This window comes from Pediococcus ethanolidurans (assembly GCF_001437405.1).
Lineage (GTDB): Bacteria > Bacillota > Bacilli > Lactobacillales > Lactobacillaceae > Pediococcus > Pediococcus ethanolidurans.
Genome location: NZ_JQBY01000021.1, coordinates 1 through 22,431, shown reverse-complemented (window position 1 = coordinate 22,431; position 22,431 = coordinate 1). Strand labels below are relative to the sequence as shown.

15 protein-coding genes, 1 tRNA gene and 2 pseudogenes are annotated in these 22,431 nt (G+C 37.1%); 15 read left to right on the top strand and 3 right to left on the bottom strand.

Annotation, left to right across the window (positions count from 1 at the left end; all coding sequences use genetic code 11):
- Positions 1-67: 67 nt before the first annotated feature.
- Positions 68-757 carry a 2,3-diphosphoglycerate-dependent phosphoglycerate mutase gene (locus tag IV87_RS08675; RefSeq protein ID WP_057807416.1) on the top strand — a complete coding sequence of 230 codons (690 nt, stop codon included), beginning with the start codon at positions 68-70 and terminating at the stop codon, positions 755-757.
- 731 nt (positions 758-1,488) lie between these two features.
- On the opposite strand, the pseudogene IV87_RS08670 reads toward IV87_RS08675, so the two are convergent.
- Positions 1,489-2,414 (bottom strand): annotated as a pseudogene (locus IV87_RS08670) (IS30 family transposase).
- 130 nt (positions 2,415-2,544) lie between these two features.
- Here IV87_RS08670 and IV87_RS08665 point away from each other — a divergent pair.
- Entirely contained in the window at positions 2,545-3,660 is a 1,116-nt protein-coding gene (locus tag IV87_RS08665) for a 5-methyltetrahydropteroyltriglutamate--homocysteine S-methyltransferase (RefSeq protein ID WP_057807414.1), read from the top strand.
- A 93-nt stretch (positions 3,661-3,753) separates the two neighbouring features.
- On the opposite strand, the gene IV87_RS08660 is transcribed toward IV87_RS08665, so the two are convergent.
- The gene (locus IV87_RS08660; RefSeq protein WP_057807412.1) at positions 3,754-4,029 is read right to left on the bottom strand and encodes a bacteriocin immunity protein; all 276 of its coding nucleotides are present in this window, start codon (positions 4,027-4,029) and stop codon (positions 3,754-3,756) included.
- 153 nt (positions 4,030-4,182) lie between these two features.
- Between IV87_RS08660 and IV87_RS08655 the strand changes: the two genes are divergently transcribed.
- From IV87_RS08655 to IV87_RS08640, 4 genes and pseudogenes are all read left to right on the top strand, one after another.
- Positions 4,183-4,635, top strand: coding sequence for a MarR family winged helix-turn-helix transcriptional regulator (locus tag IV87_RS08655; protein WP_057807410.1), 453 nt, complete (start codon positions 4,183-4,185; stop codon positions 4,633-4,635).
- 1 nt (position 4,636) lies between these two features.
- A pseudogene (locus tag IV87_RS08650) lies at positions 4,637-5,158 on the top strand (GNAT family N-acetyltransferase).
- Between the two features lie 234 nt (positions 5,159-5,392).
- Positions 5,393-6,769: a sugar porter family MFS transporter gene (locus IV87_RS08645; RefSeq protein ID WP_057807408.1), complete on the top strand. Its 1,377-nt coding sequence runs from the start codon at positions 5,393-5,395 to the stop codon at positions 6,767-6,769.
- A 12-nt stretch (positions 6,770-6,781) separates the two neighbouring features.
- Positions 6,782-7,936, top strand: a complete 1,155-nt coding sequence (locus IV87_RS08640; protein ID WP_057807406.1) for a glycosyltransferase — start codon at positions 6,782-6,784, stop codon at positions 7,934-7,936.
- A 300-nt stretch (positions 7,937-8,236) separates the two neighbouring features.
- Here IV87_RS08640 and nagE read toward each other — a convergent pair whose 3' ends face one another.
- The gene (gene nagE, locus IV87_RS08635; RefSeq protein WP_057807404.1) at positions 8,237-10,228 is read right to left on the bottom strand and encodes an N-acetylglucosamine-specific PTS transporter subunit IIBC; all 1,992 of its coding nucleotides are present in this window, start codon (positions 10,226-10,228) and stop codon (positions 8,237-8,239) included.
- A gap of 413 nt (positions 10,229-10,641) precedes the next feature.
- Between nagE and licT the strand changes: the two genes are divergently transcribed.
- The 9 genes from licT to IV87_RS08590 all read left to right on the top strand — a co-directional run bounded on the left by licT (position 10,642) and on the right by IV87_RS08590 (position 22,333).
- Positions 10,642-11,481, top strand: coding sequence for a BglG family transcription antiterminator LicT (gene licT / locus IV87_RS08630; protein ID WP_057807403.1), 840 nt, complete (start codon positions 10,642-10,644; stop codon positions 11,479-11,481).
- 81 nt (positions 11,482-11,562) lie between these two features.
- The gene (locus IV87_RS08625) at positions 11,563-13,446 is read left to right on the top strand and encodes a beta-glucoside-specific PTS transporter subunit IIABC (RefSeq protein WP_057807401.1); all 1,884 of its coding nucleotides are present in this window, start codon (positions 11,563-11,565) and stop codon (positions 13,444-13,446) included.
- A 17-nt stretch (positions 13,447-13,463) separates the two neighbouring features.
- The gene (locus IV87_RS08620; RefSeq protein WP_057807399.1) at positions 13,464-14,906 is read left to right on the top strand and encodes a glycoside hydrolase family 1 protein; all 1,443 of its coding nucleotides are present in this window, start codon (positions 13,464-13,466) and stop codon (positions 14,904-14,906) included.
- A gap of 93 nt (positions 14,907-14,999) precedes the next feature.
- On the top strand, positions 15,000-15,284 hold the full coding sequence (locus IV87_RS08615) for an ArsR/SmtB family transcription factor (RefSeq protein ID WP_057807397.1): 285 nt from the start codon (positions 15,000-15,002) through the stop codon (positions 15,282-15,284).
- Between the two features lie 65 nt (positions 15,285-15,349).
- The gene (locus IV87_RS08610) at positions 15,350-16,531 is read left to right on the top strand and encodes a CynX/NimT family MFS transporter (RefSeq protein ID WP_057807395.1); all 1,182 of its coding nucleotides are present in this window, start codon (positions 15,350-15,352) and stop codon (positions 16,529-16,531) included.
- A gap of 248 nt (positions 16,532-16,779) precedes the next feature.
- Positions 16,780-16,852 (top strand) — tRNA-Thr (locus IV87_RS08605).
- Positions 16,853-17,433: 581 nt separating this feature from the next.
- Positions 17,434-19,071, top strand: coding sequence for a peptide ABC transporter substrate-binding protein (locus IV87_RS08600; protein WP_371862118.1), 1,638 nt, complete (start codon positions 17,434-17,436; stop codon positions 19,069-19,071).
- A 12-nt stretch (positions 19,072-19,083) separates the two neighbouring features.
- Entirely contained in the window at positions 19,084-20,352 is a 1,269-nt protein-coding gene (pepT, locus tag IV87_RS08595) for a peptidase T (protein ID WP_371862117.1), read from the top strand.
- Between the two features lie 151 nt (positions 20,353-20,503).
- Positions 20,504-22,333 carry a glycoside hydrolase family 53 protein gene (locus tag IV87_RS08590; protein WP_057807390.1) on the top strand — a complete coding sequence of 610 codons (1,830 nt, stop codon included), beginning with the start codon at positions 20,504-20,506 and terminating at the stop codon, positions 22,331-22,333.
- The last annotated feature ends 98 nt before the right edge of the window (positions 22,334-22,431 follow it).

Below are 22,431 nucleotides of genomic sequence, written 5' to 3'. Positions count from 1 at the left end.
CAAATTGTTTCGTTTTAGTGTAAAATAACAACTGTAAACTTAAAAAAGAAAGAGGTTTTTTCACATTATGGCAAAATTAGTATTAATCCGTCATGGTCAAAGTGAATGGAACTTGTCTAACCAATTTACTGGCTGGGTCGATGTTGACTTAAGCGAAAAAGGTGTAGAACAAGCAAAGAACGCTGGTAAGTTAATCAAGGAACAAGGCATCGAATTTGATTATGCTTTCACTTCAGTATTGACTCGTGCAATCAAGACTTTACACTATGCTTTAGAGGAATCTGACCAACTTTGGATTCCCGAAGTTAAGACATGGCGCTTAAACGAACGTCATTATGGTGCTTTACAAGGCCAAAACAAAGCTAAAGCAGCTGAAAAATGGGGCGATGAACAGGTTCATATCTGGCGTCGTTCATACGATGTTTTGCCTCCATTGTTGGATGCAAATGCTGAAGGTTCAGCAGCAAAAGATCGTCGTTATGCTAACTTAGACCCACGTATGATTCCTGGTGGCGAAAACCTTAAGGTTACTTTGGAACGTGTTATTCCTTTCTGGGAAGACGAAATCGCTCCTAAGTTATTAGATGGTAAGAATGTTATCATTGCCGCACATGGTAACTCATTACGTGCTTTAAGCAAGTACATCGAAAACATTTCAGACGAAGATATCATGAATCTTGAAATGGCAACTGGCGAACCAGTTGTTTATGACTTCAACGACAAACTTGAAGTTCAAAATAAGACAAAGCTTGACTAATTTAATTTAAATTCTGGTTCGTAAGGCCAGACTTTTAGTATTGAAGTACTCCGTTATTATAATGGGGTACTTTTTTTGCTTTAAATTAAAGGTTGAAAGTATCAAAATCACGTCAATAACTGATGTTAAACGACTTAGCTTATAAAAAATAGTCTAAAATCCGTCTTCCAGCAAATTTGGGCTGGAACGTAGTGCGAGTTCTTGCGGCTGATTTTTGCCACAAGAATCGAAATCGTACGGAGTATCAAAATTTTCGGAACGAAAATCATTCTTCTACACGTAGTAGTGGGCGCGACTTGAAGCCGCAAACCACGTCTCCAAGCTCGACCTTTATCTAAGCGAAAGCTGCTAAGATAAATGTCATTACTGAGCCCATTTGCTTCCAGACTAAGACTAATCTTTGCAACCTACACAGTGATATAAAGGTTATTATATCAGGCAACGAAATGTGTTTTGGACTTTTAACCTTTAGCTTTAAATTAAAAAAACGTTAATGTAGAGAATTGGTACGTTTATTTTGATTATATTTTCTTAAATTTTCTAATAAATATTAAACGGCATAATGTGTCATGTCACGTTGATATTATGAAGATGAAATAGCAAAACATAAGAAACTACCATATACCTGAAATATTCATAGATCGAAATATAATGTTTATGTATTTAAAAAAACAGCCCTTGCGAGGGCTGTTTTTTTAAATGGCAGATTGCAAGAAATAACTTGAACAAATTTAGTAACGCAGATTACGCAAAAAGATCTCAATCGGTGTTCGCCAATTTAAACATTTGAGTGGTCGGGAATTCAAATACCAGTTAATTTGAATCAATTCATCATCGGTAATCTCATCAATCGGTTGACCTTTGGGAATGAAGCGGCGTAGAGTACTCGGTTGCGATTTTCATTACTGCCTCGTTCATGTGGCGAATAAGCGTGCGCAAAGTACAGCGGAACACCGGTCTGTTCTTCAATCAAATTGTAGTTGGCGAATTCTTTCCCATGGTCAACAGTAAGGGTCTTGAGATTATCTCCTAACTGGTTAGCCAATTCTAAAATAGCCTTGGTCATTGAAGTACTATCTCGTCCATTAAGCCGTTTAACGATGGTAAGCCGACTCTTACGCTCGACAAACGTAGCTACTGCTTGACCTTTACGTTTTCCAGATAAAACTGTATCAGCTTCGAAGTGACCTGAAGTATTACGATCAGAAATTTCAGCTGGACGATCTTCGATGGAACGTCCATGACTAAAACTACCACGGGTTTCTTTAGATCGTTTGCGACGAATACCATGGTCAGGTAAATCAGTCACATTAATATCCAGTAGTCCCTGATCAATCCAGTTATAGATGGTTTTGTAGGCAATTCTAACTACATGAGCCACTTGTTCAATTGACCATTTTTGGATCTTGATTTTTTCTTCAATCAATCGCTTTAGGTTAGTCGTTAAGATGGTTTTACGACCACGATGACTAAGTTTAACTTCATGGTCAGTTTGAGCCTTAACTGCGTGATACTCACCAGCTAAGCGATGAACCTCATTAAAGATAGTGGTTTTACTAAAGCCTAAATAATCGGCAATATATTGAAGTGAGTGCTTTTCATGATGAAGTGTTTCGATGACAACGCGGTCTTCAAATGATAAAATAGTGGTGCCCATAAAGGTCCTTCTTTCTAGTGGAATGTTGTGGTGACACCATTAAAGACCTTTATGGGTTTTTCTGTCCACTAATATGTTCAACTTAAATTTTACAATCTACCGTTTAAATATAAATAGGAGTGTGTATAAGATGACAGTAAGTGTAAAAAATCAGTTTCCATATCGATACGATGAGGTTGGCAGCTTGTTACGACCAGAAGCTCTGAAAGCAGCTCGAGAAAAGTTTCACGCCCATGAGATTAGTGCCGATGATTTGAAAAAAGTTGAGGATCAAGAAATAAGTCGCATTGTTAAAAAACAAGTTGAACTTGGTTTAAAGGCAGTAACCGCCGGCGAATTTCGGCGTAGTTGGTGGCACCTAGATTTCTTTGATGGGTTGAATGGGGCTCATTTCTTCACACCTGAGAAGGGATACACGTTTAATGGTCTAGAAACACGTAAGGGCGGCATTAAGATTACAGATAAAGTTACTTATAATCTTGACCATCCATTCTTTGCAGACTTTTCCTATCTAAATAGTATTGTTCCAGAAGGAATTACGGCTAAGCAAACGATTCCGAGTCCATCGGTTCTATTTCCAAATAAGGATGCCGAAATTTTTGATGAACATTATGATTACGACTTAAATGCTTTTGTAGATGATTTAATTGTGGCGTATCAAAAAACAGTTCAACATTTTTATGATTTGGGATGTCGTTATTTACAAATCGACGATACTTCATGGGGAATGTGGGCCAGTTTTTCAAAGGGAACATTAAACCCTGAGCTGAAACCTGTAGCCGAAGCGGCTGTTCGGGCAATCAATGCAATTGCAGATAACAAGCCAGATGACTTAACCCTGACCATGCACGTTTGCCGTGGCAACTATGCTTCAACTTGGGCAGGTGCTGGTGCCTATGATCCAGTGGCTGACTATCTAGCTCAGCTTCACATTGATGGCTATTTCTTGGAATATGATGATGAACGCTCTGGTGGTTTTGAACCACTTAAGAAAATTGCTGATAATGGCCGTCACCAACGAATTGTTTTGGGGCCGGTTACTTCTAAAAAACCAGAACTTGAACCACAATCTGTTTTAAAAGCTCGAATTAAGGATGCTAGTCAGTATGTGCCATTGGATGACCTGTGTTTATCTGCCCAATGTGGTTTTGCCTCAACGGAGGAGGGCAACAATCTGAGTGAAGACGAGCAATGGAACAAACTAAAATTGGTCATTGATACAGCTAAGTTTGTGTGGTCAGACTAAAATAATGAAAAAAATTCTGGCTACAGAATTGAAAATAAATTAAAATATATAAAAATGAGGTCAGGAAAAAAATTCCAGACCTCATTTTTGACTTTAAAATAGATAAGCACGTCCCCAATAACTTTCAGCAAGTGAAGCAATTTCCTGATATAACGTTGTCAGTGCTTGTGGTGCAACGTATTGATGAGTATTTAAGTATAGTGTGATTTCACGATTAAGTTTGACGCAGACAAGTTTTACTTCAACATTATTTTCCAATTCAGTTGCATAGGTTAGCAAAAGCTTTGAAATTTCTGTGTTTTGTTTGATTTTTGGATCTTTATAGGTCTCGTCGATTAAATTAAAAACGGCTTTTTGCCTTTTATTCATTTTTTCTCCCCCTAATATGTGAATAATTAAATTATACACTGAGTGGTTTAAACTAACCATTTTGATTAAGGCGAGCTTGAAGTATTCTAAAATCTATTTTGCTGTATTTGCAACAAAACGTTATACTATTTTTTATTAACCGAGGTGAGTGAAATGGCTGATGTTTTACGAGAGATCGGAACGATTGCCCGAGCACTAGATTCAATTAGTAACATTGAATTTAAACAATATGAGTTAACCAAAGGACAGTATCTTTACCTCGTGCGAATCTGTGAACATCCAGGAATCATTCAAGAACGAGTAGCCGATATGCTTAATGTTGATCGCACCACAGCAGCGCGCGCCATTCAAAAACTCACACAAAATGAACTGATTGAAAAAAGAATGGATGAAAACAATAAGAAAAATAAACAACTTTATCCGACAGCAAAGAGATTGAAAATTTTCCCGATTATTCAACGAGAAAACAAATATTCTACTGGTGTTGCGTTGAAAGGATTTACTGATGAAGAACGTAAAGTGGCGGAGAATTTATTATCACGAATGCGTAAAAACGTGGCAACCAATTGGAATTATGTAAAAAAGGGTAATCAACGGAGGTACTGAAATGATCAAACAAATACAATTAGTTAAGATGGATAAGAATGATTGGCAAGAATTACAAAAAGTTAGTATTGAAACTCACACAGATACTTTTGAACCTTACAATTCGCCTGAAATTATGGACGCTTATTTGACAACGGCTTATGAATCAAAAAAACTACAACGTGAATTAACGAATCCTAATTCGCGTTTTTACTTTGTTAAAGTTAATCAAGAAATAGCAGGTTACTTGAAAGTTAATGTTAAGGATGCGCAAACAGAAAAAATGGGTGATGACAGTTTAGAAGTGGAAAGAATTTATATTCGCCCTCCATTTAAACATCAAGGTCTTGGAACCCGGTTAATTCAAGAAGCAGAAAAATTGGCGCATGAAGCACACAAGTCCAAAATTTGGTTAGGCGTTTGAGAACACAACGAACCAGCTAAGCGATTTTATGCAAAATTTGGTTTTAAACGAATTGGACAACATTCGTTTTTCATGGGCGATGATGGACAAACCGATTATTTGATGCAAAAAAAGTTATAATTCTTAACAAACGCGCAATTTCGTAATATTAGAAATTGCGTGTTTTTATTTTTTAACGGAAGATTGAAAAAGCAACCGTGAAAACGTTTTATAGGGTGGTTTCCTTGGTAATGCCCAAATACAGTGTTACGGTTTACTTGGATGGCACTTTAAATTAGCTAGTGGAGGAGGGGAACTTTCGAAACAGAAGACTGATTTAAAGATGGCATTTTTATTTTTTAAGGGGTGATTTGTTTGCATCAGAGAACACGTAACTTACGTCATACAACCAGCGTAATTACAATCGGTGGATTGTTATTTGGTTATGACACAGGTGTGATTAACGGTGCGTTACCATTTATGTCGAGTAGGTCGCAACTTAATTTAAATGCGACGGGTCAAGGTTTAGTATCCAGTATTTTAATATTAGGAGCTGCATTAGGCTCCATGTTTACTGGGAAGGTTTCGGCCATTTATGGTCGCCACCGGGTTGTGCAATGGATTGCAAGTTTGTTTATCTTAGCAAATCTATTTTGTGCGTTGGCACCGAATGAATTAATTTTCATTCTATTTCGTTTTATTTTGGGCATTGCTGTTGGTGCAGCGTCCGAAATTATTCCGGTTTATTTATCGGAAATTTCACCAATTAATGCACGTGGCATGGTTGTGACACGCAATGATTTCAAAATTGTGTTAGGACAATTTTTTGCTTATGCCGTAAACGCGATTATTGGTGGGATGTTTACTCATGTATTGTGGATTTGGCGAATCATGTTATTCATGGCGTCATTACCCGCCTGGATTTTATTGTTTGAGGATCGCTCAGTTCCTGAAAGTCCCATTTGGTTGTGGAAAAATGGCTATTTCAAAAAAGCCAAAGCCGTTATGTTGAAATATTTGCAACCTAAAGAAGCTAAGCAAGAAGTTCAAAACCTTCAAACTGATGAGACTAATATTCAACCACAAAATTGGCGATCAGTCATTTTTTCGGGCAACTTGAAACTAGTTTTAATCGGGATTGGACTGGCAATTGCTCAACAAATTACTGGTGTAAATGCCATTATGTATTATGGGACATTAATGTTAGAAAAAACAGGATTGACCCGGAGTTCTTCGCTTTATGGCAACATCATTATCGGTTTGGTTTCTGTTTTAAGTGTGGGTGTGAGTGTGCGAATCGTAGGACGCTATAAACGACGTCACTTATTGTTGGCAGGCTTAATTGGTAGTTCAACGATTTTAGCAGCTCTAAGTATTGTCACACGTTTATTAAGGGGACCAGGGTTAGTTATAACTGTGTTGGCATTCATTACGTTATTCCTAATTTGCCAACAGGGATTAATCAGTCCATTGACTTGGTTAATTTTGTCGGAACTATTTCCAATTGATATTCGCGATGTTGGTATGAGTCTTTCGACGTTCTTTGTCTGGATGGCTGATTTTGCAGTTAGCTTTGTTTATCCGATTTTGATGAGTGCATTGGGTTTATCTGTAGTTTTTCGAATTTTTGCCGGCTGCGGGGTGCTTTGCATCATATTCGTGTACTTAGCTGTTCCAGAAACTAAGAACAAATTATTAATAACAACTAATCAAGTAAGTAAACAAACGGAAAGTATTCAAGCTTTAAAGTAGGAGTGAATTAGTATGAAACCAGTAAAAACAGCAACCAAGGATGTGCCTCAGGGAGATATCCATGGTTATGATGGGATTTTAAAGTATTTCAATAGTGAACCTGTTAAACAAACAAAAAAGGATGTGTACCATTCGATTACGTTTGTGACTACAGGTGTCATTGCTTATGATGGTGGACAAACCACCATGTTGCATTTAGGAACTTTACTGAGTCGACAGGGATATGATGTCTACTATTTAAGTTATGTCCCACAATCAAGTCAAGAAATGGCCCAAAACGCAGAGTTCAACTATGCAGGATATGAAGGTACCTGTTTAGACATGAGTCAATTGGATTTACACAAGTCTGATATCTGGATTGCCACATTATGGGAATCGGCTTACGTGATCAAAAATAAACCAGGCTATAAAATGTATTTTGTTCAAGACTATGAACCCTATTTCTATCCTTATGGTGATCGTTATCAGATGGCCAAAAAGAGTTATGAACTGGGTCTTCATATGGTTTCATTGGGACCTTGGTGTGCCAAAATGATTAAGGAGAATTGTGAAGTTACAAGTCCTATTAATCAAATCAATTTCCCAGTAAATTTGGAACAGTATCCGTATCAATCACGAGATTTTAGTCGTTACCAAAATAAAAGTAGTTTTGATGTTGCAGTGTATACCAAGTGGAGTAGTCCAAGACGCGCACCAATCAACATTCAATTGAGTTTGAAAAACTGTCAGCAAATTTTAGCTAGCCATGACATGAAACTGAATTTGCATTACTTTGGGACTGAAAAATCGGCAAAATTCATTAATGGTGAAAATTTAGGTAAGCTAACTCAAAAAGAAATGATTGATTTATATCATCGCTGCGATTTCGGAATCGCGCCGTCTATGACAAACTTTTCACTTGTGCCGTTCGAAATGATGAGTTGTGGATTACCACTCATTGATTTCAAGGAAGGAACGGGCAAGTATTTCTTACCAGCAGGATCGTATTTACAGACCAGCTTTGACGAAAAATATTTGGCGCAAACATTTTTAAATGCCAGATTAAACAGTTTTGTGATTGAAAAACGAGTTAAAAAAGGTGTTTCTCATTTGCAATCAATTACTTGGAAACAGACGTTAACTGATTTTAAAGAAATTATTGAAAAAATTTCGGTAGCAGTAGCTTAAAATAAAAAAGATTGAAACTATAGGCTTAACGGAAAATTCCGTGTTGCACTATAACTTCAATCTTTTTTTAGATTTATTACTTAGAATAAGGCCGAGTTTGAAGACAAGTGTACTTCTTGGCTTCAAATCGTGCCCACCCCGTTCCAGACCAAGTGAGCCGCAGGACGGCAGTTAAACTGTTTCTTTGAGTCTAAGTCGTTTAACAGCAGTTATTGAAGTGATCTTGATACTTTCAACCTTCAGTTGAGAACTAAAAGCCTCAAAATTATACTTAGTTGTTGAACATAAATCTTTAATTTACTATTTGGTTGTGGCCTCCAAAATTTTAGTTGTAGAAGAAACCTGATTATTCATAACTTTAAATTTCAGCAGTGAAACGGCATCCATGTTGGTGATAATTACCATCATGGGTGTTTGTTTACCAGCAGCTTTGATGGCTTGTAAGTCAACTTGAGCAACCAAATCGCCATGTTTAACAAGTTCACCATCGCTCACCTTTACATCAAAAGGTTTACCTTTTAGTTCAACCGTATCAATTCCCATGTGTAAGAGAACTTCCAAACCAGAATCGGTTGTGAAACCGATCGCGTGTTTAGTTGGAAAAACTGTGGTTACTGTACCGTCTACAGGTGAAGTGATGGTTCCCGTTGTGGGTTCAATAGCAAAGCCATCACCTAACATTTTTTGTGAAAAAGTTTGATCATTGACATCTTCAATGTTCATATATTTACCATCCGCTACACCGTAGAATTCGTTCAAAACAGCTGATTTTATCGAAGTATCGGTAGCTTTTGAAGCTGTGTCGGTAATGAGTGAACCTTCAAGTTCTGAAAGTGGTGTTTTTTCGTTAAATAGTTTGCTTAACGCATCGGCAACAAATTGAACTTCGGTTCCAATGATAATATGAAGATTTATTTTATCTAATTTATTTAAACCGACGGCACCGCTTTTCTTTATGGCAACCTCGTCAATTTTATCAGTGTCTTTTAATTGCAAACGTAAGCGAGTTGTACAATTATCTACGGCGGTCAGGTTTTCTGCACCACCTAAGGCGACGTAAATTTTTTTGGCTTGAACGGTGTATTTGTCGTCTTTCTCATCCGTTTTGATGCTTGTTGATGCAGTACCATCGTCAGTTTCTGCTAATGGCTCTCTTCCGGGGGTCATTAAGTTGAATTTTTGGATGGCAAAATTAAATCCAAAGTAATAGATGGCCGCCATAACTAATCCTTGGGGAATTAGCATTAAAGGATGATTGGCAATGGGGTTCTTCAAACTTAACACGTAATCAATTAGACCAGCGCTAAATGAAAAACCAGCAGTCCAGTGCATGAAGGCGGCAAACGCCATTGAAAGGCCCATAAAGAAAGCATGAATCACATATAGAGGCCAAGCAACGAACATAAATGAGAATTCAAGTGGTTCAGTAACACCGGTGAAAAAAGATGCGAAAGCACCAGCCAACATTAAGGAACCAACCTCTTGTTTTCGTTCAGGTCGAGCGTTTCGATAAATGGCATAGGCGCCAGCTGGTAAACCAAACATCATGACAGGGAAGAAACCAGCTTGATACATACCAGTAACTCCCTTAGGACCCTCATGTGCTAAAAATTTACCAATATCATTGATGCCAGCAACATTAAACAGAAAAACGGAGTTCAAAGCTTGATGAAGTCCGGTTGGAATCAGTAAACGGTTGAAAAAGCCGTAAATTCCTGCGCCAAGTGGTCCTAAGCCAACCACAAATTTTCCGAAAAGGACCAAGGCGTTATATAAGGGTGGCCAAACGACGAGTAACACGGCACTGATGATGAGCATAACTAAAGCGGCCAAAATGGGAACTAAACGTTTACCACTAAAGAACGAAAGCGCCATTGGCAACTTCGTTTCGTGGAATCGATTATATAAAGCAGCTGCAATTAAACCTGACATGATGCCGATGAAAACGTTGCTGATTGCGCCAAAGGCAGGATCAACTGAAGCAACCTTAGTTCCAAGCAAGGTTGCGACTGAACTAGATTTTAAAACATTGGTCGGGACTTCAAAGGCGACCAAACCAGCTAAAGCAGCTGAACCATCTTTATCTTTTGCCATACCAAGAGCGGTACCAACGGCAAAGAGCAATGGTAATTGATTCAAGATGGCATTTCCGCCAGCTTGTAAAAATCGTGCAATAAAACCGTTATCCGCTGAAGCCCACCAGAAGCCGACACCAACAAGAAGTGCTGCCGCTGGCAAAACAGCTACGGGTAGCTGAAGTGAACGACCTAACCTTTGAAAATATGTTTTCATTATGAAAACCTCCTGAAAAATAGAATGAAAGTTACAAATAATTTCATTTATTAGTCTAGGTTACAGAAAATAAAAAAGCAAGTGGTCATGTTACATGATCTCACATGTGCGGGCATTTATTTGTGATATCGCGAAATTGGTTTACCTGAAAATGACTGATGAAATTAACTTCTGAATGAAAGAAGCCTTGAAAAAGAATTGCAAAAGCTTTTATTTTCTTGTAAAAGTTTGACAGCGGATACATTGACTGCTAATATAGATACATTGTCACAATGTTATTACTTCGGGTAAGCATGAGTGATAGAAATTTTTAAATTGAATATAATTAAGGTGTTATCAAAATTTTGAGCATGACTTATTTACTGGAGAAAATTATTTTCGTTACAGTGAATAAGTCTTTTTAGGTGGTCCGAGTGAAAATAAAACGCGTTTTAAACAATAATACAGCGATCTCCGAAAATCATGATGGTATGGATATTTTATTAATGGGACCAGGAATCGCATTTGGTAAGAAAAAAGATCAAGAGATTGAAATTTCTAAGGTAGAGAAGACCTTCATTATTAAAGATCCGGATACAATGAATAAATTTACAGATTTAGTAATTGATGTGCCCTTAAATGAAATCATGATTGCGGAAAAAATTATTAATTTTGCTAAGATTAAGTTGGGTAAGCAATTAAACGAAATTATTTATGTAAATTTGACCGATCATTTGCATACAACCATTCAAAGATATCAAAACCATATTATTTTGAAAAACCCTTTGAAGTGGGATGTAGCAAGATTTTATCCAGATGAGTTTGCTGTAGGGCAAAAGTTGGTTGAGGTTGTAAAAAAGGAACTTGGTATTACTCTTGAGGATGATGAAAGTGCTTTTGTTGCTTTACATTTTGTGAATGCTGAGACTGAATCAGGCGTGGAGCAAAATTTGGCTTACGGTGTCACTAATATGGTCAAAGAAGTCGAAGATATTGTAAAGAATTACTATCATACTGAGTTTGACGAAAGTTCGTTAAATTACTATCGATTTATCACGCACCTTAAATTCTTCGCACAACGAGTGCTTTTAAACAAACACTATGACGATGATGACGAGGATCTTCTTCGTACTTTGGAAAAAAAGTATGCTGGTCCTTATGAATGCTCGCGAAAAGTTCAAACTTTTATTCGCAAAAAGTATAATTATGAAATTAGCAGTACAGAATTATTATATTTGACGGTTCACATTAGCCGTCTTGTCAAAAAATTATAGGGTGTTATCTTAATTGAGCATGACCTAAGTAGCTTATTTAGCTATTTGGGTCTTTTTTTGTCAAAAGAAAGGAAGTTTATTATGGATTATGTAGGTTCAGCAAAACAAATTTTTGAGGCAGTGGGTGGCGAAGAAAATATTAATTCGTTGATTCACTGCATGACACGTCTCCGTTTTCGTCTTAAAGATGAAAGTATTGTGGATGATGAAACTGTTAAAAATATTGCGGGTGTTATGGGAGTAAATCACCAATCAGGTCAATATCAGATAATTATCGGCAATGACGTGACAAATTATTATAATGAAATCTTGAAATTAGGGAAGATTGATACAGGTGATGCAGATCAAACTCCTGATCAGAGAAATGAAAAGGAAAAAGTAAATCTGTTTAATCGTTTTGCTAATTTTATTTCGTCTTGTATGTCACCTTTAATTCCAGCTTTAATTGGTGGTGGGATGATCAAGGTCATCTTAATTTTATTACCCCTGTTAGGTTGGTTGAATGAAAAAGGACAAACATATGCCATTCTAAACATTTTTGGCGATGCCCCATTTTATTTTTTACCAGTAATGTTGGCATATACTGCAGCTAAATACTTCAAAGTAACACCAATGCTAGCCATTACAATTGCAGGGGTGATGATTCATCCTAACTTTACGGCGATGGTTACCGCTGGTAAAGCAGTTCATTTTATGGACTTGCCGGTTACACTGGTTAACTATTCGTCATCAGTTATTCCAATTTTGATGGTGGTTTGGGCGATGAAATACATTGAAATGGGAATCGACAAAATTTGCCCAGCTTCTTTAAAGAGTATTTTGAAACCATTATTAGTTTTGTTCGTCACAGGTACTTTAGCACTAGTTTTGATTGGACCAATTGGCACTTACGCCGGGAAACTCTTGTCAGCTATTATTTTGTTTATCCAAGGTAAAGCAGGCTGGTTAGCAATGGCTTTAATGGCAGCCTTTATGCCGTTAATTGTCATGACGGGAATGCACTGGGCATTTGCACCAATCTTTTTGGCAGCCTCCGTAGCGTCACCAGATACTCTAATTTTACCAGCTATGTTAGCAGCTAATATTGCGCAAAGTGCAGCGAGCTTTGCGGTAGCTATCGTGACTAAAAATCGTAATACACGACAAATTGCAAGTGCAGCTGGAATTTCTGCATTATTAGCAGGAGTTACTGAACCCGCATTATATGGTGTCACTTTAAAATATAAAAAACCATTGTACGCGGCCATGATTTCTGGTGGAGTTACTGGATTATTCATGGGATTTGTAAATTTGAAGTCCTTTGCGTTTGCCGTACCATCTCTAATTTCACTACCTCAATTTGTTAGCAAAACAGATGGCAGTAACTTAATTAATGCGATTATCGTTTTAGTTGTTTCTTTTGTGCTTACATTTATTTTGACATTTGTATTTGGTATTAATGAAAAACCAGTTGAAGCAGCAAAAACAGAAACCCAAGATCAGCCTAAAACAACTGTCCCATCTGGAGCTAAAGAAACTAAGAAAGTTTATAGCCCAGTAAAAGGTGAAATGATTAATTTAGAAAGTGTTTCTGACGATACATTTGCTCAAAAAATGTTGGGTGATGGTGTAGCAATTATTCCTGAAGAAGGCAAAATTTACGCTCCTTTTGATGGTGAAATTATGACTGTTTTTCCAACTAAACATGCGATTGGACTAAAAAGTGAAAATGGTATTGAGTTACTTATTCATATTGGTCTGGATACTGTTAATCTAAAAGGAGCACCTTTTACAGCACATGTTGCAGACAAAGACAAAGTTAAAAAGGGACAATTGTTGATGGATGTTGATTTAGCAGCCATTAAAAAAGCAGGATACGACATCACAACGCCAGTAATTGTGACGAATACAAAAGATTTTGTGGAAATTGTATCTAATGAGAAAACTACAGTGACAAATGATGATGTGGCTTTATATATTATTTAATTAAGGAGGAATCCATTATGAATAAATTTCCAAAAAACTTTATGTGGGGTGGTGCTACGGCTGCCAATCAACTAGAGGGTGCCTATCAAGAAGGTGGCAAAGGCTTATCAATAGCTGATGCTTTACCAGGAGGACCGGACCGCTTCAAGTTGGTAAATGCGCCTGATTTTGATTGGTCAATTGATGAAAACCATTATACGTATCCTAATCATGACGGTATCGATCATTATCATCATTTTAAGGAAGACATTGCATTGTTTGCTGAAATGGAATTTAAATGTTATCGTTTTTCGATTGCATGGTCACGAATTTTCCCAAACGGTGATGAAAAGCAACCAAATGAAGATGGTTTAAAATTTTATGACCAACTAATTGCAACGTGTCAAAAATATGATATTGAACCAGTTATTACGATTTCACATTATGAAATGCCCTTAAATCTTGTTAAAAAATACGGAGGTTGGAAAAATCGTCAGTTAATTACATTTTATGAGCGATTTGCACGAACAGTTCTTACTCGGTATTACAAGCAAGTGAAATATTGGATGACATTTAACGAAATTAATAGTGCCTTTACTTTTCCAGTAATGGGTCAAGGCTTAGTTGCTTCCAATGGTGCTAATGATAAACAAAATATTTACCAGGCTTGGCATAATCAATTTGTGGCCGGAGCTAAAGCTGTCAAACTTGGTCATGAGTTAAATCCCCAATTAAAGGTTGGCTGCATGGTATTATACGCAACGACTTATTCGTATGATGCCAATCCTGTTAATCAATTGGCCACGTTAGAACAAAATCAAGCGTTTAATCATTTTTGTGGGGATGTTCAAGTACGTGGTGAGTATCCGGCTTATACTGAAAAATTAATGAATAAGTTTGGTTTCAGTTTTACAGATCTAGAAATTGGTGATGAAGATTTAGCACTTTTAAAGGCTAATCCAGTCGATTACATTGGATTTAGTTATTATATGTCCACCACAATTGATGTGGCAGATAAAAACCGAGAACAAGCGTCAGGTAATTTGATTGGTGGTGTGAAAAATCCGTTCTTGAAGACAAGTGAGTGGGGTTGGCAGGTTGATCCCGTTGGTTTGAGAATTGCTTTGAACGAGTTATACAATCGGTACCGTAAGCCGCTTTTTGTGGTTGAAAATGGGTTGGGTGCTGTTGATAAACCAGACACGAATTTTCATGTGCAGGATGATTATCGAATTGATTATTTACGTGAACATATTGAGGCCATGGCGGGTGCAATTACTGATGGAGTGGATCTGATGGGCTATACACCATGGGGATGCATCGATTTAGTGAGTGCTTCAACGGGTCAAATGTCCAAACGATATGGATTTATTTATGTTGACCTAGATGATCAAGGACACGGAACACTAAAACGTTATAAAAAGGCTTCTTTTGACTGGTACAAAAAAGTTATTTCCAGTAATGGTGACCAACTAGATTAATATATTAGTTTTAAAGTAACGTACAGCGAGTATTGTAATTTGATACTCGTTTTTTGTTTGCACTTTTATTCAATTAGGTTTACCGTTATTTTCATGAATATCGAACAACGAGATCAAAAAATTGCCCAAATATTTAAAGCACTGGCGGAACCTAATCGATTAAAAATTATTCGTGTCCTTTATCAGGCACAAAGAGAAATGACTTGTGGAGAGGTTGGCAAGGAATTAAATATTAGCAAGTCTACTGTGTCTTATCATTTTAAAGCATTACGATTAATAGGTCTGACCAATACTAGAAAAATTGCACAGGAAAAATATTTATCAATCAATGTTGAAACGTTTCAAACATACTTACCCGGATTTCTAGAAACGCTATAAGGATTGAGTCGTTTTAATATTTTAGTTTGCTGCGTACCGAACTAATGCAAGGAGAAAGTGATACGATGCAGAAACATAGTCGATTTTTAACCATTAGTATGATGTTGGTTGCCGCTAATATGCGTTTACCCATTACGATAATGCCATCATTAATTCAAAGCTTTAAACAAAATTTCAATTTGCCAAACTCTTTGGCGGGCATGTTAACGACCATTCCACTGCTAACATTTGCTGTGATGTCGCCAATCATCGCCAAATTGGCGCGCCGCTTTGGTAATGAGCACGTCATTTATGCTTTCTTAATCATTTTGGCAATCGGAAGCTATTTACGGGTAATTCCAAGTAGTGCGGCTTTATTAGCAGGAACATTACTGGTTGGTGTGGGAATTGATGCTGGAAATGTTTTGATTCCAGCAGTGATTAAAGATAATTTTTTTAGTAAGATTTCGGTAGCTACGAGTGAATATACCTTGTCAATGTTATTTATTGGTGCGCTGGGAACTGGCATTACTGGCATTTTAATTAAAAAGTATCCCTTGGCAATTGTGATGGGTCTTCTTTCTGTTATTAGTTTAATTAATTTAGTTACATGGGTGCCAAACTTAAAATATAATGTGCGTGAAAAAGCAGTGACCACCCCTGCCGAAAATAAGCAATTCTTACATAAAAGTGTTTGGAAATTACCATTAGGCTGGGTAGCTGCGGCGTTTTTTGGCCTTCAAGCCTTAGTTTATTATTCACTTTTAACTTGGATGCCAAGTCTATTAATTAGCCAGGGCTATTCAAGTGTTCAGGCAAATAATATGGCAACTTTATTGCAACTAGGAGGTTTACCTTTTGCGTATTTGGTACCAACTTTGGCATTAAAAAAACATGGTGTGGCGAGCATGGTGGCAGTTACGTTTGTTGGCTTTGTTGGTGGAACACTGGGGTTGACATTACCCATTCATGCAGTTTTCTGGGCCACTTTGATGAATTTACTGATGGGTTTTGGTGCGGGGGCCTCATTTAATTTAGCGGTGGTGTTCTTTACAACTAAAACGACGAATGGTTTTGAAACGGCCGATCTGTCTGGAATGGCACAATCAGCTGGGTACTTGTTGGCAGCTGTGGGTCCTGTTTTATTCGGTTATCTAAATAATTTGGTTCATTCATGGACAATTGTTTTGTTGGTTGCAGCAATTTTTGCGACACTGTTGGCATTAAGTGGTGTTGTGATGAACCAACACAAAAATATATATGAGTAAAAAGTCTAGTTACAACATAATTAGTTTAACTGCCGTCCTGTGGCTCACATGGGCTGGAAGACGGCATTTAAATCTAATTTTGTTACCATGAACACTTTTGTGCTTTCAACCTTTAGAGATGTAATTAAAAACGGTTATTTCTGATTCAAAGGAATAATTTGTGACTAAAAATAAAAAAATATTTGATTCTTTGTCATAATTCGGTATACTAGTTAAGGAGTCTTTTTGACTTTTTGCTAATATAACATGCTTGTTTAGCTCAGTTGGTAGAGCATCGCTCTAGTAAAGCGGAGGTCGCTGGTTCAAGTCCAGTAACAAGCACTGAATGACACTCACCTTGTGAGTGTTCTTTTTTTTGCCAAAAAAATGACATTAAAACGAAAGTAACTCGAAAAATTAAATTAACATTATAGAATTGACTTATTTTTCTGAAAATAAAAAATTTTATATTTTTGGAATAGAAAAATTAGGCGAGACAATTGCTGTCTACAAGGTATTTTAATGTTTGATAATTGAATATTGGTCTATACACAATGAGATGACCATCATTTAATTCTCATTGACAACACAAAATTCAGTGATATGATTAAAAACGAGTTAGAGAAATAATCTGAGATACAGTGATAAGAAGAGTAGCATAATTAGTATGATTATAGAGACCGTGAGTTGGTGAAAACACGGATCAAAACGTTGTGTGAAGATGAACTTGGAGTAAATTAATAGTGAAAGCTGTTAATTCGTTATGAGGTCCGTTAACACCTCAAACTTTTGGTAGCAGAAGTTATTGAGGTGAAGTATGTGAGTACTTCATAAATTAAGGTGGTCACACGAAAATCGTCCTTCAGAAATGAGGGGCGATTTTTTTATTTTGTTAATTTTATTTTTTAGGGGAGATGGTTGTTTTGAAGGGAAAAACAAAGGCAATTATTATTGGTTTAGGATTATTAATTTTGAGTGGCTGTGGTACACAAGCTAAGTCTGGTGGTAGCACACAACTGGCTAAAAAACAGGTCTTAAATTGGACAGAAAGTTCTGAATTAGCAACTGCAGATTTATCACAAGCAACAGATACATTGAGTTTTAATACTTTAATGAATACGCAAGAAGGACTTTATCGTTTGAATAGTAAGGGAACGCCTCAGGGTGCATTAGCAACTAAAACTAAAGTTTCTAATGGTGGTAAAACATATACATTCACCTTACGAAAAGGAGCAAAATGGTCTAATGGAGATGCCGTAACGGCACAAGATTTTGTTTATTCATGGCAACGAACCGTTAATCCGAAAACGGCGTCTCAAGATGCTTTTTATTTCTTTCAAGTAAAAAATGCTGAGGCCATTAATAATGGTAAAAAGGCAGTCAACACTTTAGGAATCAAGGCTAATGGAAAGTACAAACTAACTGTGACTTTAACAAAACCAGTTTCCTACTTCAAAAAGTTACTGGCTTGGCCATTATTCTATCCTCTGAATCAAAAGGTAGTTAATCAGTACGGTAAAAAATTTGGCACGCAAGCAAGATACACCGTTTCTGACGGTCCTTACAAACTAACTAATTGGAATGGTCAAAGTAAAAAATGGACTTTGACTAAAAACAACAACTATTGGGATAAAAAGGCTGTTCATCTAACAAAAATTAACGAGCTTGTTACAGAAAGTACGACTACAAGTTATAACTTGTTTAATTCTAAGCAAACCGATGAAACACTTTTAAGTGGTCAACAAGTCAAGAATAATAAAAATAATGCGAACTTTGTAAAACGGCTACCAACCGCAACTGCTCGCTTAGAGTTAAATCAAAACAAGGTAAAGGCTTTTAAAAACGTAAATGTCCGTCGAGCTTTTTCACTAGCTATTAATCGCAAACAATTAACAAATGACGTCTTACAAGACGGTTCTGAACCGCTTAAAGGTTTTGTACCTGCTGGAATGGGTAACAATTCCAAGACTGGTGAATCCTTTGATAAAGAAGCCTATGTGAAATCAGCAGTCAGTTCAAATCTAACTAAAGCAAAACAATTGTTGAAGAAAGGTTATCAACAAACTGGAGTTAAAAATATTCACATTACACTTTTAACCTCTGACACGGATAGCAGCAAACAAACGGCTGAATTTCTACAGACGGAATTAGATCGTTTACCAAATGTAAAGGTTGCAATTTCAACAATTCCTTTTGTTCAACTTATTTCTAAACAAAACGAAAAAGAATATGAGGCAACCATTCAGACTTGGCAATCAGTTTTTGCTGATCCAATCAATTTCTTAGATGTTTATGAATCCGGATCTAGCTACAATACGTCAGGATATAAGAGTAAGACATTTGACAAACTCTTAGATGAGTCAGAAAACGACTATGGTAATCAACCTGAGAAGCGTTGGGCAAAATTAGTGGCTGCGGAAAAAGTCTTAATGAACGATCAAGGTACCATCCCACTCTATCAAGTTGCTAAATCACAGTTATTGCGCTCAAACGTTAAGAGTGTTGTTTACAATCCTGCGGGCGTACCTTATGACTGGAAAACAGCTTATATTACAAAGTAAGAGATGAAAACAATGAGTGAAATTAATCAAGATTATATCGAAAAATTATTTGTAAATTATGCGAAGATAAATACGCGTTCCAACGATCGCAGTCAAACGGTTCCGACGACGCCAGGACAAGTTGAACTAGCCAAACAAGTCACAGCAGATTTGAAACAACTAGGCGTTGATGAAGTGAAGTTTGATGAAAGCAATGGCTATGTGACAGCGACTTTACCTAGTAACTCAGACAAACCAATCACGGCACTTGGTTTCATTGCACACTTAGATACTGCAGACTTTTCGGCCGATCATGTGAAACCACAAATTCATCCCGATTATGATGGTCAAGACATTGTTTTAAATGAAGCTAAACATATTGTCTTAAAAGTTGGTGAATTTCCAAACCTAAAAAAGTTTGTGGGACAACGTTTGATCACTACTGATGGGACAACTTTGTTGGGAGCCGATGATAAAGCGGGAGTGGCTGCGTTATTTGGCGCACTGGCTTACTTGCTTCAAAACCCAACTGTAGAACATGGCCCGATTCGTGTTGCCTTTGGTCCTGATGAAGAGATTGGCCGCGGTGCTAAACGATTTGATGCTAAGAGCTTTGGTACGAATTTCGCGTACACACTGGATAATGGACAACCCGGGCAGTTGGAATATGAAACTTTTAATGCTTCTGAGGCTTCGATTGAAGTGGAAGGAACGGCAGTCCATCCTGGTGATGCTTATGGGTTGATGGTTAATGCGGTAACCATTGCAAATGAAATTGTTAGCTCATTACCCAAAGATGAAGTTCCTGAAAAAAGTCGCGATCATGATGGCTTTATTTTAGTCAATCACTTCTGCGGAACTGTGGCACATGCCAGTCTAAATCTAATTATTCGCGATTTTGACACACCGCGTTTTCACCAAAAAGAAACGTTGCTTAAGGCAATTGTGAACAAAATTAATGAACGTTTCAAGGAACCACGTGTTACGTTAAAATTAACGGAGCAGTATCAAAATATTGGTGATGAAATTCGCAAAAATCCTTACATTGTTAATTTAGCGTTAGATGCTTATCGAAGCATTGGTTTGAAACCGGACATTCAACCATTTCGTGGCGGAACGGATGGTAATGCAATTACGGCTAAGGGGATTCCAACGCCTAATTTGTTTAACGGCGGCGATAATTTTCATGGCCCGTATGAGTTTGTGACGACTAAAGCAATGGCTTTAACCGCCAAAACAATTGTGGCAATTGCGCAAGAACATGTCCGTCAATTTGGTCATCATAATAATCAAAAACTATAATTAAAGACTGCTTTGACGCATAATTGAAGCGGATCTTTTTCCTCTCTCCAGCCATAATAATAGCCTTGACGATCTTTTTAATAACGTCTAGTATAATCTTGTAAGTAAAAGCTTATGAGATTTCAAAAATATTATCTGGGGAGATAATCATATGAGAAAATGGCGTAGACTTTTTGCCCAAGCACTGATGGTTGGTGCGGGGATTTTAGTGGCGTTAAGCGGAGCAACGACCTCGGTTTTTGCCAATGCTGATGGTACGACAAATGTAAAAAATGACAAGGTTACTGTGAAACCTGTTCATGGTGTCACGACTAACTCAATTCGCGGAGTAGATATTTCAAGTTTGCAAGCAGAGTTAAATGCCGGTGTCCAATTCTATGATTACGATGGTAAAAAACAAGATATTTTACAAACCTTAGAAGATTCTGGTGTGAACTATGTACGTCTTCGAATTTGGAATGATCCATTTGATAGCGAAGGGCATACATATGGCGGTGGTGATGCAACCTTGACCAATGAAGTTAAAACAGCCAAAGATGCAACAGCACATCATATGAAGGTTTTGATTGATTTACAGTATTCCGATTTTTGGGCAGATCCTGCTAAACAGGCATTACCAAAAGCTTGGAAAAACTATACTTTTGATCAAAAGAAACAAGCTGTTTACGACTATACCAAAAAAGTTATGACAACCATGAAAAATGCCGGTGTTGATATTGGCATGGTTCAAGTTGGTAACGAAACAACTAAAGGTATGATGCAAGAATCAGATCCTGATAAGTACATGCAGTTTATTTCTGAAGGGGTTAATGCAGTTCATAAATATGCACCTGGAGCTTTAGCTGCAGTACATTACGAATCACCAACGGCCTCTTCGTTTGCCAAAATTGCAGCTGAACTAAAGACTAACAAGGTTAACTATGATGTCATGGGTGCTACCTATTATCCACATTGGAACGGTCCTGATAGCAATTTAATTGGTGCTGAAAATGTGATTACCAAAACTTACAAGAAAAAATTTGCGGTTATGGAAATGAGCTACCCATACACAACAGATGATATGGATGGGCAACCTAATATTGTCGGTGATATCTCAAACCCACCATATAAAATTTCAGTACAAGGTCAAGCAGACGCAATTAGTGACGTTTGGAAGACTGTTATGCAAAACGGGAATGGTAAAGGTTTAGGAGCATTTTATTGGGAGCCTGCTTGGATTCCAGTTAAAGCTGGTTGGAATAATTATCAGTTCAACAGAGATGCAAGCATAAAGTATGGAACTGGTTGGGCTACTCAGTATGCTGCTAAGTATTATGACGATGCCGGTTTAACTGACGCCGGAGCTAATGCTGACCAATATTGGGGTGCTTCCTCATATGATAATCAAGCCTTGTTCGATCCCAATGGGTATCCACTGCAGTCTTTGTTAACATTCAAGAAAATGATTACCTATAATTATGTTTCTAAAAATGCTAAGAAACCAGTAGATCGTTATAAAGTTTCTAAAAGAACAGCTTATGCCTATAGTTTTAAAGGATCTAATGATAGCTTTACTTTCAAAAAAGCTTTCCCACTTAGTACGTTAAAGAGTTTTTACAAAATTGATAAGGCCGAGTACATTGTCAAAACAAATGGAAAAACTTATTTATACTATCATATTACTTCGGGCAAAAAGTCTGGTTGGATTTGGCATTCATATCTTAAGAAATGTCCTAATAAGGTTACCAAAACTACAAAAGTAAGTTATAAACATCGTTATATGGTTAAGAATAAAAAAGGTAATGTCTATGGATTTCAAGGTGGTTCTAAAGATTTTCAATTTGTCACACTTCACTATCTGAAAAACTATCCTAGGACACACTTTACTGTGACACGTAAGACATACGTTAAGAAATATAATGGGAAAACCTACAAGTACTATTATGTTCATTCTACAAATGGAAAAGTTCATGGCTACGTTTGGCATGGCTACTTGAAATAAGGCAAAATTTAATGACCGTCGAAGTTGTTGATGACAATTTCAGCGGCCATTTTTGTTTTTTTAAAAGAGCCCGATTTACAATTCAAGTGCAACACCTG

Excerpts from the sequence above, each read along its gene's own strand:
- IV87_RS08675 (WP_057807416.1), top strand. The coding sequence starts at position 68 with ATGGCAAAATTAGTATTAATCCGTCATGGTCAAAGTGAATGGAACTTG.
- IV87_RS08665 (WP_057807414.1), top strand. The coding sequence starts at position 2,545 with ATGACAGTAAGTGTAAAAAATCAGTTTCCATATCGATACGATGAGGTT.
- IV87_RS08660 (WP_057807412.1), bottom strand. The coding sequence starts at position 4,029 with ATGAATAAAAGGCAAAAAGCCGTTTTTAATTTAATCGACGAGACCTAT.
- IV87_RS08655 (WP_057807410.1), top strand. The coding sequence starts at position 4,183 with ATGGCTGATGTTTTACGAGAGATCGGAACGATTGCCCGAGCACTAGAT.
- IV87_RS08640 (WP_057807406.1), top strand. The coding sequence starts at position 6,782 with ATGAAACCAGTAAAAACAGCAACCAAGGATGTGCCTCAGGGAGATATC.
- nagE (WP_057807404.1), bottom strand. The coding sequence starts at position 10,228 with ATGAAAACATATTTTCAAAGGTTAGGTCGTTCACTTCAGCTACCCGTA.
- IV87_RS08625 (WP_057807401.1), top strand. The coding sequence starts at position 11,563 with ATGGATTATGTAGGTTCAGCAAAACAAATTTTTGAGGCAGTGGGTGGC.
- IV87_RS08620 (WP_057807399.1), top strand. The coding sequence starts at position 13,464 with ATGAATAAATTTCCAAAAAACTTTATGTGGGGTGGTGCTACGGCTGCC.
- IV87_RS08615 (WP_057807397.1), top strand. The coding sequence starts at position 15,000 with ATGAATATCGAACAACGAGATCAAAAAATTGCCCAAATATTTAAAGCA.
- IV87_RS08610 (WP_057807395.1), top strand. The coding sequence starts at position 15,350 with ATGCAGAAACATAGTCGATTTTTAACCATTAGTATGATGTTGGTTGCC.
- pepT (WP_371862117.1), top strand. The coding sequence starts at position 19,084 with ATGAGTGAAATTAATCAAGATTATATCGAAAAATTATTTGTAAATTAT.
- IV87_RS08590 (WP_057807390.1), top strand. The coding sequence starts at position 20,504 with ATGAGAAAATGGCGTAGACTTTTTGCCCAAGCACTGATGGTTGGTGCG.